General features: G+C 70.1%; 13 protein-coding genes. 11 read left to right on the top strand and 2 right to left on the bottom strand.

Translation table 11 applies throughout. The features are described from left to right. Positions 1-27: 27 nt before the first annotated feature. On the bottom strand, positions 28-4569 hold the full coding sequence (locus FNM00_RS03655; protein ID WP_143911656.1) for an FtsK/SpoIIIE domain-containing protein: 4542 nt from the start codon (positions 4567-4569) through the stop codon (positions 28-30). 130 nt (positions 4570-4699) lie between these two features. On the opposite strand from FNM00_RS03655, the gene FNM00_RS03650 reads away from it, so the two are divergent. The 10 genes from FNM00_RS03650 to FNM00_RS03605 all read left to right on the top strand — a co-directional run bounded on the left by FNM00_RS03650 (position 4700) and on the right by FNM00_RS03605 (position 13497). Further along, positions 4700-5467, top strand: a complete 768-nt coding sequence (locus FNM00_RS03650; protein WP_185972952.1) for an SAF domain-containing protein — start codon at positions 4700-4702, stop codon at positions 5465-5467. 79 nt (positions 5468-5546) lie between these two features. Further along, entirely contained in the window at positions 5547-6326 is a 780-nt protein-coding gene (locus FNM00_RS03645) for a CpaE/TadZ family protein (protein ID WP_143911654.1), read from the top strand. Then, positions 6326-7633: a TadA family conjugal transfer-associated ATPase gene (locus FNM00_RS03640; protein ID WP_143911653.1), complete on the top strand. Its 1308-nt coding sequence runs from the start codon at positions 6326-6328 to the stop codon at positions 7631-7633. The genes FNM00_RS03645 and FNM00_RS03640 overlap by 1 nt, the downstream gene beginning before the upstream one ends. Then, a complete protein-coding gene (locus tag FNM00_RS03635; protein WP_246065049.1) occupies positions 7630-8499 on the top strand; it encodes a type II secretion system F family protein in 870 nt (289 codons plus the stop codon). Before FNM00_RS03640 ends, FNM00_RS03635 begins: the two co-directional genes overlap by 4 nt. Continuing rightward, a complete protein-coding gene (locus FNM00_RS03630) occupies positions 8496-9404 on the top strand; it encodes a type II secretion system F family protein (RefSeq protein WP_143911652.1) in 909 nt (302 codons plus the stop codon). The genes FNM00_RS03635 and FNM00_RS03630 overlap by 4 nt, the downstream gene beginning before the upstream one ends. 18 nt (positions 9405-9422) lie before the next feature. Then, entirely contained in the window at positions 9423-9635 is a 213-nt protein-coding gene (locus tag FNM00_RS03625; RefSeq protein WP_143911651.1) for a hypothetical protein, read from the top strand. A gap of 4 nt (positions 9636-9639) precedes the next feature. Next, the gene (locus FNM00_RS03620) at positions 9640-10038 is read left to right on the top strand and encodes a TadE/TadG family type IV pilus assembly protein (protein WP_143911650.1); all 399 of its coding nucleotides are present in this window, start codon (positions 9640-9642) and stop codon (positions 10036-10038) included. A 20-nt stretch (positions 10039-10058) separates the two neighbouring features. Then, a complete protein-coding gene (locus FNM00_RS03615; protein ID WP_143911649.1) occupies positions 10059-10433 on the top strand; it encodes a TadE/TadG family type IV pilus assembly protein in 375 nt (124 codons plus the stop codon). Further along, positions 10430-10834 (top strand): pilus assembly protein TadG-related protein, encoded by a 405-nt coding sequence (locus FNM00_RS03610; RefSeq protein WP_143911648.1) that lies wholly within the window; start codon positions 10430-10432, stop codon positions 10832-10834. Before FNM00_RS03615 ends, FNM00_RS03610 begins: the two co-directional genes overlap by 4 nt. 11 nt (positions 10835-10845) lie before the next feature. After that, on the top strand, positions 10846-13497 hold the full coding sequence (locus tag FNM00_RS03605; protein WP_185972951.1) for an AfsR/SARP family transcriptional regulator: 2652 nt from the start codon (positions 10846-10848) through the stop codon (positions 13495-13497). 147 nt (positions 13498-13644) lie between these two features. Here the strand turns inward: FNM00_RS03605 and FNM00_RS03600 are convergent, their stop codons facing one another. After that, positions 13645-14388 carry a hypothetical protein gene (locus FNM00_RS03600; protein WP_143911646.1) on the bottom strand — a complete coding sequence of 248 codons (744 nt, stop codon included), beginning with the start codon at positions 14386-14388 and terminating at the stop codon, positions 13645-13647. Between the two features lie 72 nt (positions 14389-14460). Between FNM00_RS03600 and FNM00_RS03595 the strand changes: the two genes are divergently transcribed. Next, positions 14461-15465 (top strand): FhaA domain-containing protein, encoded by a 1005-nt coding sequence (locus tag FNM00_RS03595; RefSeq protein ID WP_143911645.1) that lies wholly within the window; start codon positions 14461-14463, stop codon positions 15463-15465. The last annotated feature ends 16 nt before the right edge of the window (positions 15466-15481 follow it).

Here is a 15481-nt window from a genome sequence, read left to right as displayed (position 1 = left end):
GCCGAGCGCCTTCTCCTAGGCCGGGGCTCAGGGCTGCGGCACCTGGACCCACCGGAATCCGGTGGGGGTGGCCAGCAGCCCTCGCCCGATCGGCACCGAGGCACCGACCGAACGAGGGAAGCGTGCATTCACGACATCGCCGTCATTTGCCGCCCGCGGGGCGAGCACCAAGCCGGTGCGGCCCCGTTTGAGATCGGCCGGCAGGCCCCGGTACGAGCTCGCCAGCTCATCGATGCCGCCGGCGACGATCATGGCATTGGGGGAGTCGCGCATGCCCGTCAGCGTCTCGGAGAGGAACTGCGCCAAGGGTGAGTCGGCGCCGAGCACGTCGAGATCGTCCACGACGATGAGGTGATGGGTTCTGAGCCCGCCGATCACCTGTCGGATCTCGTCGATCGGCTCCTGACCGGTCATGAGCCGGTAGCGCTTCCCCTCGACCTCGCGCAGGGCCGAGATGCGAGGTGCGAAGGCCACGACCTCGCGTCGTCGGGAGAGATGATGCTCCACCGCGACGCGCAGGGACGTGCTGCGCCCAGAGCGCGGGGGTCCGGCCACGAGGAATCCCGGACCGGTGACGAGCGGGTCGAACCCGACGAGGGCGAGCGTGTCCCCGCCGACGCCGATGGGGACGAAGGTCGGGCTGTCCTGGGCCGATGTGCGCTCGAGCTGGCGCGCCTCCTCCAGGCTGATCGTGACAGGCAGCTCGTCGATACGCTGCGGCCGCTGCGGCCGCGGGATATCGGGGTGACGTTCAGCCGCCAGCCGACCGATCTCGTGCAGCGCCCGGACCTGTGCGGTGCCCTCGCCGCTCGCATCGAGCATCGCGAACTGCAGCTCCTCGGGGCGCTCGCCGCCCCGGAAACCACGACCCGGCGGCATGGAGGCCGGCACCGAGCGGGCCGACAATCCGATCGCCGAGAAGTCGCTCGCATCGCTCATCGAGAGCATGATCCGATCCTCGACGAGCAGAGCGATCCGCCCGAGCACGCCGCTGCGGTCCGCGCCGATCACGAACCTGATGCCGGCCCCGACACCCTCCTGGAGCAAGCCGACGAGACGCTCGACCAGCACACCGCCGTCGAGGGAGTCGAAGGCGCTCACATAGCCCTCGAGCCGGTCGAGCACCACGACGAGATAGGGCAGCCGCTCCTCTGGCGGTACCGCTGCGCGCTGCTCGGTGACATCGGCGAATCCCTGGCTCGCGAGCGACTGCTGGCGGCGGGTGAGCTCACGACCGAGGAAGTCGAAGAGCCGGTACAGGCGATCGGTCTGCGTGCGGGTGACGACAGCGCCCACGTGCGGCAGCGAGACGAGTGGCAGCAGCGCGTTGTTGCCGGCATCGATGCCGTAGACGTGGACATCGGCCGGTGAGTGTGTCCGCACGATCGAGGCGGCGATGGTCCGCAGCGCCCAAGAACGGCCCGAGCGCGACTGCCCGGCGATCATCAGGTGACCGCCGCGGACCAGATCCCAGGTGGCCACGCGCTGCTCCTGGCGATGGGGGACATCGGCAAGCCCGAACACGATCGCGTCGGAGTCCGCGGGCGCGGCGTCGTCGAGATCGTCGAGGGTCAGCGTCTGCGGGAGGGGCGGCAGCCACGGTTTGCGCATCTCGGGCAGGCCGAGCAGATCGTTCGCCGCGTTGACGGCGCGCACGAGGGTGGTGAGATCGGTCGGGGTCGACGTGTCCTCCTCCGCCTCGGCCGACAGAGGCGCCAGGGCGCGCAGGTCGCCCAGCCCGAAGGCCCGCGAGACGAGCTCGGGGCGTTCGTCGCCAGCCGGGCGTCCTCCGACCCGCGAGCTCTGGAAGGCGACCAGCGAGGAATGCCCGAGCCTGGCATAGGCACGGCCGGGGAAGGACTTGGGGATCTCGGCGGCGACCTTCGACTCGATGACGTCCTCGGAGTCGTTGGCATCGGTGACGCGTAGGGCGATGCGGAGATTGGTGTTGGACTTGATCTCGGCGTTGACCACACCGGCGGGCCGCTGGGTGGCCAAGATGAGATGCACGCCGAGGGAGCGGCCGCGTCGAGCCACGTCCACCAGGCCGTTCACGAAGTCGGGCAGCTCGGCCACGAGGGCGGCGAACTCGTCGATGATGATGAGCAGGCGCGGCATCGGCTCGTCATCGGGGCCCTTGGCGGCCAGATAGTCCTCGATGTCCTTGGCATCGGCGCGGGCCAGCTGATGCTCGCGCCGCCGCAGCTCCGCGCCGAGCGACTCCAACGCCCGGGACGTCAGGTGGCCGTCGAGATCGGTCACCATGCCGACGGTGTGGGGCAGATGCTGGCAGTCCTTGAACGCCGCGCCGCCCTTGTAGTCGATGAGCACGAAGTTGAACTCATCGGGCCGGTTGCCGACGCTGAGCGAGGCGATGATCGTCTGCAGCAGCTCGGACTTGCCCGATCCGGTGGTGCCGGCGACCAGCCCGTGCGGGCCGTCGGCGCGGACGTCGACGGTGAAGGGTCCGTCGAGGCCTTCGCCGATGACCGCCCGCGTCGTGCGACCGCCTCCGGACCAGCGGCGGGTGAGCGCCTCGCCGTCCGGTACGGGCAGTCCGAGCACGTCGAGCAGCCGGCTTGCGGCTGGTAGCGACGAGCTGAGGTCCTCGGTGCTGACATCGCGGATCGGCGCGAGGGCACGCCCGAGCCGGTCGAGCCAGGCATCGTCCACCACATCGCGGCGGACGCCGTCCAGGTGCCGTTCCGCGGTGGTCTGCAGGTTGGCCAGCGGTCCGTCGATCTCCACGACCGAGCGACACTCCTCGGGCAGCTCGCGCGAGGTGCGATCCAGGCAGATGAAGTAGACGTTGACGAAGGCGCCGGACTTCAACAGCGAGGTCATGCCCGGCGCCATGCGCAGCTCACGCGCGCCGTCGAGCACGACCACGATGGAGGGCAGCCCCTCGCGTTCGTCCGTGTCCAGCTCCTTGCGACGCTCGACCTCGGCGGTGAGCTCGCCGATCATGGCGGCACGGTCGTCCTCATCGTGTGCGAGTCGCACCGGACGGGGGTGATCGTCGCCGGCCCGCTCATGCGGGAGCCACTTGGTCCATTCCCAGGACGCCGCCCCGCGCGACGAACTGAAGATCCAGAGACGGGTGTCGGTGGGGGAGTGCAGCGTCGCGATCTGGGCCAGTAGCCAGGAGGTGGTGCGATGCACGTCGGCCGTCTCACCGGCGATGCCGAGGACCGCCGTCGTGGCGAGTGGCACGGCGACGGGGACGTCCGGCGCGGTCCAACGCAGTGGTCCCTCGTGCTGTTCGCGGGTGGAGTCCTTGACGATCACATCCGAGGCCACGTCCGAGGTGCCTACCCGCAAGACGAGGAAGTCCGGGTCCCAGCGGCGCCGTTCCCAGAGACGGGCCCGCGGACCGGTGGCGAAGAGCAGCACCGAGGCGGGATCGGGGTAGAGGCCGCGCCGCTGGGAGCGCTCGTCGAGCAGCGAGGCGACCGCGGCCTCTTCCACGTCGGCGCGGCGCCGATGGAACTCGGCCAGCTGGTCGAGGTAGCGCCGCTTCTGCTGCCGACGCGACCCCGTCATGTTCAGCAGCATCATCATCGGCATCATCACCATGAACATGAGCGAGTACATCGATCGCGTGACGAAGAACATCGTGCCGCTCATGAGGAGTGGCGACAGCACCATGAAGATCGGGATCGGCATCTTGTCCGGGCGGCGCGGCTCGGTGGGGAGCTTGAACTCGCGGACGCGCTCGGCCGGGTGCAGGCGCGGCGGACGGTTGTAGTCGAGCTCGGGCGATGCGACGGCCGGCGACAGCGAGGCGTCGGCCGTCGTGACCGGCACATGCTCGAGCAGGATGTCTCCGATGCCGAGGACGGCGCCGGGCTCCCAGACCGTGCCGTCGATGAGGGGGCGCCGTTCCAACCGTACCAGCGGCAGTGGCGCCGTCGGGTCGATGCTCTCACCCTGCTCGAGAATGCTCTCGACATTCTTCTTGCGGCCGAATCGTCGCCGTTTACGGGTCGTGACGGTGCTGGCGCTGAGCATGATCGGTTCGGTCGCCGGCTCGCGCCGGAAGGGAGCCGCCATCTCCTCGCCGATCGTCGATGGATCGGGGGTGACGATGATGTCCCCGCGCGGTCCGACCTCGAGTCGGGCCGCGGTCTCGGGCCCTTGCGCGAGCCGGATCGTGCAGTGAGCGGCGTTGCCGATGGTCGAGGTGCCGATACCGAGCCGATAGACCCGCCCGGCTCCCACCCCCGAGCTGATGCGGATCTCGACGACGCCGTCCGGCTCTTCTCCGCGATGCGAACTCGGCCCGCCGAGGCCCACGACCGCCCCATGGCGCACACCCGAGGTGGTGATCGGCTCGTCGGGGTCGAGACGGCGGTCGCCGAGGTAGAGACCTCCCTGCGGCGACGATGGCCACCCTGGACGCTTGGACGTGAGCTCCACGACATTGCTGAGATCGGCATGGCGTCGGCCCTCGAGCACCTCGTGCAGCTGGGTTTCCAGATCTGCGACGGTGCTGGAGGGGGTGTAACCCACGATGACGTCGCGCCGCTTCCGGCTCGACGCGGACTCCGCCGTGATGAGCAGGCGCATGGCGCACAGCCTACGCGGGCGGCCGGTGTGACGAACGTCGATGTGCTCGCGCCATCGCACGCCATTACACTCGCGATTGCGGTTGCGCTTCGCAACCAGCGCATGTTCATGTCTGAGGGGGAGCACCTGCGTGGCTACTGACACCCGGTCCACGGGGACGTCTGTCGACGATCGTCAGCGCGAACGGGCCCAGCGCGGCATCGGGTCGCGCGCCCAGGCCAAGGGCGATGGCCGCCCTGCCCCGCCCAAACGGCGGCGGCCGGCCATCGCCGTCATCGGCGTGCTGCTCATCGTGGGTGGCGCGGCCCTCGCCGGTCTGCTCGCCTTGCGGATGGACTCCCGAGATCCGGTCGTGGTGTTGAGCACGGATGTTCCCGCGGGGACGCAGATCACCGACGACATGCTCGCGCAGACCAATGTGGCCAGTGATTCGAGTCTCCTGGTGCCCGCCGGTCAGGTCGACGAGATCATCGGCACGTACGCCAAGACGGCTCTGTCGGAGGGGCAGCTGCTCGATACGACGATGCTGGTCCAGTCCTCGCCGTTCACCGGCGATGTGGCTCAGGTGGGTGTCACGCTCTCGCCGGGGCGGGTGCCGGCTGGTCTGCGATCGGGTGATCTGGTCCGCGTCGCGCGGCTCGGCGACGGGCAGAGCCCTGTGCGGCCGCTGGCCACGGCGATCGTGCTGCAGACCTCGTCGGATGACGGTGGAGGCGGAGGCCTGGCGGGAGGCGGCGAGGCGGGAGCCACGGCCAGCCTGCTCGTTCCGGGAGGAGCCGCGGACGCGGTCGTCGATGCCGCCGGCAACGATGTCCTCGGTCTCTCGCTGATCGAGCGCGGACTCAGCCCCGAGGAGGACGCCGACCGCCTCACCACCTTCGGTGGTGATGACGAATGAGCGAGCGCAGCGAGCGAACGATGGGGGTCTTCTCATGCCGCCATCGGCCTAGTTTGTGTCTTTTCCGGGCGGTGGCGATATGAGCGTTGTGACGCTGGTGTCGGCGAAGGGGTCGCCCGGTGTGACGACACTGGCGTTGTCCCTGGCGCAGGCTTGGGAGGGCCCCGCGATCGTGGCCGACCTCGATCCCGTGGGCGGCGATGTCGCGTTGCTCGCCCGCACGCTCGAAGGCCGAGCACTCGACGACTCGATCGGCCTGGTCTCCCTCGGCGCAGCGCTGCGCCGAGGCACCGATCTCGATCTGGGCGAACACCTCGTGCCCACCTCGATGGGCGTCGACGTGCTGCTCGGAGCGACCGGCCCGGCGCAGGCGCAGAGCCTCGGGCCGGCCTGGCCCCATCTGCACACGCCCCTGCAACGCTTCGAGGGCACGGTGATCGCCGATGGCGGCCGGTTCACCGCCGGCTCGCCGGTGGCCAGTGTCCTGGCCAATTCGGCCGCCACCGTTTTCGTCGCCCGCGCCGACGTGCCGGGCATCGCCCACGTGCGCGAGCGCCTCGTCCGGATGCAGCGTTCGGCGGGAATCGACGAGGGGCCGCGAGCGCCGACCGGCGTGGTGCTGGTGGGCGACGCGCGCGACCGGCACGGTGAGGAGGACGTCGCCCGTCTGCTCGACTCCGAGGGGGTACGAGCCACCGTGCTCGGAACGGTCTCCGACGAGCCCAAGTCCGTCGCCATGATCGCTCAGGGCCTGTCGCGGCGGCTGGCACGCACTGAGTACTTCCGATCGGTGCGGGCCGTCGCCGGTCGTCTGCTCGAGCTGACCGGCGACCGGCCCCAGCAGTTGCAGGAGGCGTGATGGATCAGCAGCTTCTCCGCCGCCTTCGCGAGGAGGTCGCCGACGCACTGTCCAAGCAGCGTCGCGAGGACGCCGCCTCCGGTCTCCCGCCCATGACGAGCGAGGACGAACGCCAGTTCGCGCGCGCCCTCATCTCGCGGGTCCTCGAGGCGCATGCACGCACCGAGATCGCCGCCGGGCGTTCCCCGATGTCATCGGCCGACGAGGCGGAGCTGGCCGACGGCATCCACGCCGCGCTGTACGGCGTGGGTCGTCTCCAACCGCTGCTCGACGACCCCGAGGTCGAGAACATCGACATCAACGGCTACGACAATGTCTTCGTCGGCTACGCCAACGGAGACGAGCGCCGGATGCCCCCGGTGGCGGACAGCGACGACGAGCTGGTCGAGCTGGTACAGGTGCTCGGTGCCTACTCGGGCCTGACGAGCCGTCCCTTCGACACCGCCAATCCGCAGCTCGACCTGAGGCTCCCCGACGGCAGCCGCCTATCGGCCGTCATGGGTGTCACCCAGCGGCCGGCGCTCTCTATCCGCCGGGCGCGCATCGGTCGGGCCAGCCTGGACATGCTCGTCGACAACGGCACCATGACCCCGCACCTCGCGTCCTTCCTCTCCTCCGCCGTGGCGGCGCGCAAGAACATCATGATCGCCGGCGCCACCAATGCCGGTAAGACGACCCTGCTGCGGGCCCTCGCCAATGAGATCCCGGCACAGGAGCGCCTCATCACGGTCGAGCGCGCCCTGGAGCTCGGACTCGGCGAGTTCGCGGATCTCCACCCCAATGTGGTGGCCTTCGAGGAGCGGCTGCCCAACTCCGAGGGTCTCGGCGCGATCGGCATGGCCGAGCTCGTCCGCCGCTCGCTGCGCATGAATCCCAGCCGCGTCATCGTGGGCGAGGTGCTCGGCGACGAGATCGTCACGATGCTCAACGCGATGAGCCAGGGCAATGACGGCTCACTCTCGACGATCCACGCCAACTCCTCGCTCGAGGTCTTCAACCGCATCTGCACCTACGCGATCCAGTCCGCGGAGCGGCTCCCGGCCGATGCCACGATGATGCTGATCGCAGGCGCGATCGACTTCGTGATCTTCGTCGAGCGGCGCAATGAGTATGCGACCGGCGGAGGGCTGCGACGCCTGATCACCTCGGTGCGCGAGGTGAACGGTGTCGACGGGCGTGTGCTGTCGAGCGAGGTGTTCGCCGAGGGGCCCGACGGTCTCGCCGTGCCCGCCGCCGCCGTCAGCTGCGTCGACGAGCTGGAGCTGCACGGCTACCGGCCCGCGTACTACGAGGAGCAGGCGCTGTGAGCTGGCTCCCGGTGCAGCTGCTGGCCATCGTCGCGCTCGGCGCGGTGATCGGTCTCGGCGGGCTGCTCGTCTGGTGGGGCATGCAGGAGCGCGACGAGGACCGTGTGGTCAAGGCACCGTCTTCGCTCGGTCCGCGGCTCAAGGCCCTCGGCACCCGTGGACCGATCGCGATCGGAGCGGGCCTGCTCGCCCTGGTGCTGACCCGCTGGCCGGTGATGGCGGTCGCGGTCGGTCTGCTCGCCTTCTTCGCACCGCTGCTGTTCGGCGGCTTGAGGGCTGAGCGACGGGCGATCGCCCGGTTGGAGGGACTCGCCGGCTGGACCGAGTCGTTGCGCGACACGATCGCGGGTGCGGTGGGCCTGGAACAGGCGATCCCCGCCACCGCCTATGCCGCCGCGCCGTCGATCGCCCCGCAGCTGCGGACGCTCTCGGACCGGCTGCGGGTCCGTACGCCGCTGCCCGTAGCCCTGCAGGAGTTCGCCGACGACCTCGACGATCCCAGCGCCGACATCATCGTCGCGGCGCTGATGCTCAACTCGCGACTGCGTGGCCCGGGCCTGCGCGAGGTGCTGACGTCGCTCGCGGCGTCGGCTCGCGAGGAACTGGAGATGCGTCGTCGCATCACCTCGGGTCGCGCCTCCACACGCCGCAGCGTGCAGATCGTGGTGGGCGTCTCAGTCGCCTTCGTGCTCGGCCTCGCGGTCTTCAACCGCACCTATGTCGAGCCGTACTCCTCGCCGATCGGCCAGATGGTGCTGGCCGTGGTGGTCGGGCTCTTCGCCATCGGCTTCGCGTGGATGCGCCGGCTCTCGGACTTCCAGCTGCCGGACCGCTTCCTGCTCGGCAAGGCAGGAGCCGGCCGATGACCCTCATCCTGCTGTGCGGCGCGCTCATCGGTCTCGGCGTACTGCTGCTGGTCGGCCGTCGGCCGGCGTTCTCGACCTCGGCGGCCGTCCAGCTGGCGCGTCTGGACGCCGATCGCAGTCGGTCGCGCCGCGACGCGGTCGCCGAGAAGCTCGCCGACCGCCAGTCCGAGCGCGCCCGGCGTATCGGTGTGCGGATCAACGCCTGGATGGCCACCCGGGGTTACGAGCTGCCCAAGGGCATGCGCGCCGACCTCGCGGTCACCGGTCGCACCCTGGAGACCCACCTCGGCATGACGGTCCTGGCGGGTGTCGCCGGGATCTTCGCCCCGGCGGTCGCGCTGTCGCCGGTGATCCTCCTCGGCGGCATGGACCTCTCCATCCCGCTGTGGGGTGCGCTCTTCGGCTTCGTGCTCGGCGTCGTGGTCAACCAGTTCCAGCTCTCGTCGACGGCCAAGGAGCGGCGCCAGGACTTCCGGCATGTGCTCAGCTCCTTCCTCGACCTCGTCTCGATGAGCCTCGCAGGAGGCCGCGGTGTGCCCGAGGCACTGAAGGGCGCATCGGAGCTCAGCGACAGCTGGGCGATGGTGCTCATCCGTGACACGATGGGACGCGCCCGGCTGCAGGGCATGACGCCATGGGCCGCGCTCGGAGACCTGGGTGACGAGCTCGGTGTCGAGGAGCTCCGCGACCTCGCCGCGGCGCTGGCCCTCGTTGCGGAGGACGGTGCCAAGGTGCGCGAGTCGCTCACCGCCCGGGCTGCCTCGATGCGGCAGCGCGAACTCGCCGATGCCGAGAGCCAGGCATCGGCCAAGTCCCAGTCCATGCTCGTCGCTCAACTGTTGCTGTGCGCGGGCTTCCTCGTCTTCCTGATATACCCCGCGCTCGCGGGCATTCTCGGGCTGTAACCCCCTCAAGGAGAGACCATGATTCAGCACCGGATCATCCTGCAATTCCTCACCACGCTGCTCGGCCTGCACTACGACCGCGCACGGACCAAGGAGCGAGGCGCCTCGGCCGTCGAATGGGTCATCATCGCCGCGATCGTCGTCGGTCTCGTCGGCATCATCGCCGCTATCCTCGTGCCCGCCATCAGAGGCAAGGCGTCGGAGGTCGGCAGCGAGATCGAGGGCACCTGATCTCATGACGGGGCAGCGGCGTCGGGAGGACGAACGGGGGGTCAGCGCGATCGAGCTGGTCCTCTACATGCCGCTGCTCATGCTCGTGATCGTGCTGGCCGTGCAGTTCTCGCTCGTGTACCTCGCGCAGTCCGCGGCCTCCTCGGCGGCCCGTGAGGCCGCCCGGGTGGCGCGCGTGACCGGCGACCCCGAACAGGGGATACGGCGCGGCAATGAGTTCGCCGCCGACCTCGGCGGAGGCACGCTGCGCGATATCGAGGTGACGGTCGAGGTCGTCGACGGCACCAGCATGCGGGCGACCGTCAGCGGGCGCGCCAACCAGCTGTTGCCCTATGAGATCGCTCCGCGGGTCTCGGAATCCTCCGAGGGCCGGATCGAGCAGTTCGAACAGGACACGCCGTGAGAAGGCGCGAGGGGGGTTCGATGTCGGTCGAGGTGGTGCTGGCCATCCCGATCCTCGTCATGCTCATGCTGCTCGTCGTCGCCGGTGGGCGCTATGTCTCGGTCAAGGCCGATATCGAGTCCGCCGCTCGCGACGCCGCTCGCGCGGCCTCGTTCGAGCGTGACGCCTACGCGGCGCGCAGTGCCGCCGTCGCCGCCGCCGAGCGCGCGGACGGCAATCTCTCGCGCTGCCAGCTCGAGCGCTTCGGCGGCAGCTTCGTCGCCGGGGGACAGGTCGACATCACCATCTCGTGTCTGGTCAGCAACACCGGGCTCGGGATGATCGGGCTCTCGGGTGAACGCCGCTTCACGGGCCAGTCGAGTGCGCCGATCGACCAGTACAGGAGGACCGGATGACCTCTCACGAACGCGGTGCCGCCTCGGTCTTCGTGGTGGGCATGTCCGTCGTCCTGCTGTTGTGCGCCGGCCTGGCGATCGATGGCGGCGTCGGCATCAATACGCGGATGCGCGTGGCCGACGATGCCGAGCAGGCGGCCCGAGCGGGTGCGAATGCCGTCGACGTGGGTCGCCTGAGATCCTCGGGTGTCGTCGCGATCGACCCGGTGCAGGCCCGCCAGGCGGCCGCCGGCTTCCTCGCGGGTCGTGGCTACAGCGCCGGCCAGTACAGCGTCTCCGTCGACGGCACGGAGGTCTCCGTCGACGTGCGAGACTCGACCGACACGATCATCCTCTCGATCATCAACATCGACTCCTACCCGGTGAGCGCCGGAGCGACCGCCGTCGCCGCCATGAACTGATGGGTTACCCGATGGACGACAACACGACACACGACAATGCCCCCGACGCGTCGCGATTCGAGCGGCTCGTCGACGATCGACCGGTGCATGAGCCGTCCCCGCGCGAGAAGGCCTTCTCCGCGGTCGGTCTGCTCGCGCTCGTCATCGGGCTGCCGGTGGTCCTGCTCGCGCTGGGCGCGCCGCCGCCGATCCCCACGAGTGTGCCGTCGCTGGGAGATTTCGCCCGGCAGCTCGGCGTCGAAGACCTCATCACGGTGCTCGTCGCGGTGGTCTGGCTGGTCTGGCTGCTGTTCCTCGTATGCGTCGTCATGGAGATCGTCGCGGCCCGGCGCGGGGGGCTCGCCTCCCGCGTTCCCGGTGCCGGACCGTTGCAGCATCTGGCCCGGATCCTCGTCGGCGGGCTCCTGGTGACGGGCCTCGTCGCGGGGCCGGCCCAAGCGGCCACCGCGGCCGATGCCGGCGCTCAACCCACCGTCGCCGCAAGTGTGATGGCCGAGCAGCAGCTCGACCTCGTCGAGGACGTGCCGGAGGCGCCGTCGGCCTCGACCGACGACAGCATGGTCGGCAAGAAGGTCTACACCGTCCAGGCCCCCGTCAACGGCTATCACGACAATCTCTGGGATATCGCGGAGCGACACCTCGGAGACGGCTTCCGCTACAAGGAGATCTACGAGCTCAACAAGGACCGGCTCCAGCCCGACGGCGGTCGCCTGGAGCTCGCGCGGCTGATCCAGCCGGGGTGGGACTTCATCATGCCCGAGGACGCGTCGGGACTGGAGCGCGTGGCCGCTCCGTCCGCGCCGAGCACGGCACCGCCGACCGGAGATGCACGAGGGACGGATCAGGGGTCCGCGACCATCGCCGACACCGCCGAGACCTCGACCGCCTGGTGGACCGGTGCCGGCCTGCTCGCCGCCGGGGTGCTCGGTGTCGTGGCGGTGGCCCGGCGCTCGGGCATCGGCCGCCGTCCGGACGACGATGCGCTCGACACCGAGGCGCTGCTGCGGGTCGCCGCGAGCCAGGTGCGCACGGAGCTGCTCGAGGCCGCCCTCGCACAGCTCGCCCGGGTCGCGGAGGGCCAAGGGAGCGCGCTGCCGCCCGTCTACTCCGCCACCGTCGACGACGAGCACGTCGACCTGCATCTCGCTCCGGCCACGCCCGAGGCGTTGCCCGGCTGGGAGGCCCACGACGGGGGTGAGCGGTGGCGGTACGTCGCTGAGGATCGCCGGGAGCTCGAATCCGGCACCAGTCCCTATCCGGCGCTCGTCTCGCTCGGACTGGACGATCTGGGCCGTGACATCCTCATCGATCTCGAGGCGGCGGGCGGCATCGTGTCGGTCGGAGGCGACGATGCGCTCGCGGCGCAGGTCACCAATGCGATCGCGGTTCAGGCCGCCACGTCGCCCTGGTCAGGGTCGATGGTGGTCGTCGGAGCGGGCCTCCCGGACGGTCTGCAGTCCCTCGACGACGAGCGTGTGACCCTCACCGACGATCTCGCAGCGGTGGTCGACGAGGTCGCGCACGTGGTCGGCGCCGAGGGTGAGCCGCTCGTGGGCCGCACCTCCCGTCGTCCGCTCGGATCCTCGTATCTCATCGCGTCGTCGTACCCGCTCTCGGAGGATGTCGCCGCCACGATGGGGCGGCTGACCGGCGGAGAGCGTCGGGCGGTGTCGATGGTGACCGTCGGGGACCATCCGGCGGCTCGCTGGCGCCTGAGCATCGACGAGAACGGCACGCTGAGTGCGCCGCAGCTGGGCATCACGGTGAGCGCGCATCGTCTCTCCGAGCGCGAGGTGGCCGGAGTGCTGGAGCTCGTGTCGGCCGCGCGGGAGACCGATGGCGGGCCGGGCGGCGATGACGACCGGCTGCCCGTCTCGGAGCCCGCGCTTCGCGTGGATGCTGCTGCCTGGGCCGCGGCTCAGCAGCGCGTCATGGTGCTGGGTGCGGTCGAGGTGGCCGGGGCGGAGGGTCCGACCGACGGACGCAGTGAGCTGCTCGCCGAGATCCTCTCCTATCTCGCGCTTCACCCGGGGGGTGTTCACCCGACGGTGCTGGCGGGCGCGGTGTGGCCACGTGGCGTCTCTGCCGATGTGCGCGATGCCAATATCGAGCGAGCGCGGCGCTGGCTGGGCACGGATGCACAGGGTGCGCCCATGTTGGGCGAGGACGCCGAGGGTCGTCTGTTGCTGGCGCCGGAGGTCGTGCTGGACTGGGACGCCTTCCGCACGCTGGTGCGCGACACGCGTCGCGCCTCGACCATGCGCGATGAGATCGGCGGTCTGAAGCGGGCACTCCACATCGTGCGGGGTATGCCGCTGCGCCACGCGGGCCCCGGCACCTATGCCTGGGCGCATCGCGAGGGCACGGTGCACGAGATGACGGCGCTCATCGTTGACTCGGCTGAGCGGCTGGTCGAGCTCCTCGGCGACGATGGCGATCCCGATGGTGCCGTCGCCGCAGCCGAGATCGGACTGCGCATCGCCCCGACACATCAGGGCCTGTGGCGCGATGTGATCCGCCAACGGCATGCCCGCGACGGGGCCGCCGGTGTGGCAGCCGCGGTGACGGCGCTGCGTCAGGCGCTGGGAACCGAGCCGATGGAGGCACCGACCGAGGAGCTCATCGCCGAGCTCAGCCCGGACCAGCACCTCGATCTCGCCTAGCCCCGCGCGCAGCCCGGAAGCAGCGGTAGGCCATCAACCTTTCGTTTCGGGCAGCGGTACCTCATCAACCCCATCGTCCCTCGGTAACGTTGACCAGCTACCGCCACCGGGGGCGAAAGGTTGCTCAGGTACCGCCATCGGGAGGGTTCACCGTCCGGGCGACGGGAGGGAGCTCAGACGTCGTCGTACCTCGTCGAGCACATGCGGCGGGAACTCCGAGGTGCGCCGGCAGCGCTCGACGAGATAGGCGATCTTGTTCAGACGCGTGCCCGGCAGCTCGGCACCGCGCGCCTCGACGGCCGGCCGGAGGACATTGCGGTCGAAGGAGCCCACACTCGGCTCGGCGATGCCGCGCCAGGCCGCGAAGGCCGACTTCAGCTCGCCGTGCGGCACCACGCCGTGCTCGGGGGACAGTGCCACGGCGAGGGCGGCGACCAGCCACGAGTCATCGTGCTCCAAGGTGCTCAGCCCCAGCTGGACGGTGCCGGAGCCGGACTCGGGTGATGAGGACGCCCGGAATCGCGTCGCGATCGCGAGCTCCAACTCCGGCACGCGGAAGCTCACCCGCGTGCCGCTGGCCGTGAGCGTGATCCGTTGCCCCGGCTCGGGGGTGATGGCCACTCCGCTCGGCGTGGTCACCTCGACGATCGCTCCGTTCGCGCGCTGCCGCCGGTAGAGCACCGGTTCGCCCTCGGTGGAGGTCAGCACGAGCGCGGGATCGCTGACATAGGGCAGCCGGACGAGAACGTAGAGGGAGCCCGCGATCTCCTCGACGACCATCGGCTGCTGCTCGGGCAGCTCCATCCGGCGCGCCAGCACGAGCTTGTTACCGGCATCGAGGTCGGTCGCACCGGAGTGTCCATCGGCGGTCGACCACTCGACGTGCAGCACCGGTCTCTCCTCTCGTGGAACGTGTTCCGCCGCGGTTCGACGTGGGCGGGTCTCAGCGTCAATGATGCCGTCATGAGCTCGACCATCGCCTCCCTCACCACGAATCTGCTGATCCTGGCGGCGTTCGCCGGAGTCATCGCCCTGGGGCTGAGGGCGGCGCAGAGCGTGTTCAAGACCGACACCAAGCGTGCGGCGGCCACAGAGGTGGCGGCGAAGCTCGTCGCCTATCCGACCGGCTCGTCCGGCGTGCTCCGGCGCAGATTCGTGCGTGCGCTGACCGGTCAGCACCTCATCATGCCCAGCGGTGAGCGACTCGCCTTCGCCGAACTCACCGTGCGGATCGCCCCGGAGGATCTCGAGAGGCTCGACCCCGATGGCGACGTGGAGCGGCTCGGCGCGGACGGCGCCAAGCTGTACGCCGCCCACGCACGCCGGTCCGGATGGGGCGTGCCCGCCGACGTCACGGTGAACGTCGAGATCGATCCCGGGCTACGGTCGGGATGGATCCCACCGGCGCGCGCCATCGCGCGGGCGGGGGCCTTCGAGCCGGTCGAGACCGGCTCGGTCGAGATACCTCGGGCCGATCGCCGCAAACCGCTCGGCTGGGACGTCGTCACCGAGGATCCGGAGCCGGCGACGGCCGATCCGATCCCGCTGCGGCCGGTGCCCTCGGGGCCCGAACTCGATCCGGCTGCTACGGCCCTGTTCTCAGCGATCGAGGACGACGATGTCCTCACCGTGAATGTTGTCCCCACCCTGCGGCTGCGGTACGGCGGTCGTCTCGTCGAGGTCCCGAGGGAGGGTACCGCCGTGCTCGGGCGAGTCGGACGCAGCGTCGTGCCGTTCACCGAGCCAGAAGTCTCCGGACGCCACGCGGCGATCCGTCTGCGGGCCGGCCGGTGGGAGGTCGCCGATCTCGGCAGTACCAATGGCACGACCCTCGACGGCGAGCCGGTCGAATGCGAGCGGTGGATGCCGCTGCGCAGTGGAGCGGTCCTCGCCGTGGCAGGGGTGCCTGTCGAGGTCACGATCGATGCCACCGGCACGGTGAACCTCGCCGATGTCACGAGCCGTTAGCGCGGTGCGTGACAAT

The sequence above is a fragment of the Aeromicrobium piscarium genome (genome assembly GCF_007421815.1).
In the GTDB taxonomy this organism is placed as follows: Bacteria; Actinomycetota; Actinomycetes; order Propionibacteriales; family Nocardioidaceae; genus Aeromicrobium; species Aeromicrobium piscarium.
Note: the sequence above shows the minus strand (reverse complement) of the source record. Positions and strands in the feature narration are given on the sequence as shown.

What these genes read in the sequence shown, in the direction of transcription:
- FNM00_RS03655 (WP_143911656.1), bottom strand. Translation starts at nt 4,569, where the DNA reads ATGCGCCTGCTCATCACGGCGGAGTCCGCGTCGAGCCGGAAGCGGCGC.
- FNM00_RS03610 (WP_143911648.1), top strand. Translation starts at nt 10,430, where the DNA reads ATGACCTCTCACGAACGCGGTGCCGCCTCGGTCTTCGTGGTGGGCATG.
- FNM00_RS03625 (WP_143911651.1), top strand. Translation starts at nt 9,423, where the DNA reads ATGATTCAGCACCGGATCATCCTGCAATTCCTCACCACGCTGCTCGGC.
- FNM00_RS03605 (WP_185972951.1), top strand. Translation starts at nt 10,846, where the DNA reads ATGGACGACAACACGACACACGACAATGCCCCCGACGCGTCGCGATTC.
- FNM00_RS03615 (WP_143911649.1), top strand. Translation starts at nt 10,059, where the DNA reads ATGTCGGTCGAGGTGGTGCTGGCCATCCCGATCCTCGTCATGCTCATG.
- FNM00_RS03640 (WP_143911653.1), top strand. Translation starts at nt 6,326, where the DNA reads ATGGATCAGCAGCTTCTCCGCCGCCTTCGCGAGGAGGTCGCCGACGCA.
- FNM00_RS03595 (WP_143911645.1), top strand. Translation starts at nt 14,461, where the DNA reads ATGAGCTCGACCATCGCCTCCCTCACCACGAATCTGCTGATCCTGGCG.
- FNM00_RS03630 (WP_143911652.1), top strand. Translation starts at nt 8,496, where the DNA reads ATGACCCTCATCCTGCTGTGCGGCGCGCTCATCGGTCTCGGCGTACTG.
- FNM00_RS03645 (WP_143911654.1), top strand. Translation starts at nt 5,547, where the DNA reads ATGAGCGTTGTGACGCTGGTGTCGGCGAAGGGGTCGCCCGGTGTGACG.
- FNM00_RS03620 (WP_143911650.1), top strand. Translation starts at nt 9,640, where the DNA reads ATGACGGGGCAGCGGCGTCGGGAGGACGAACGGGGGGTCAGCGCGATC.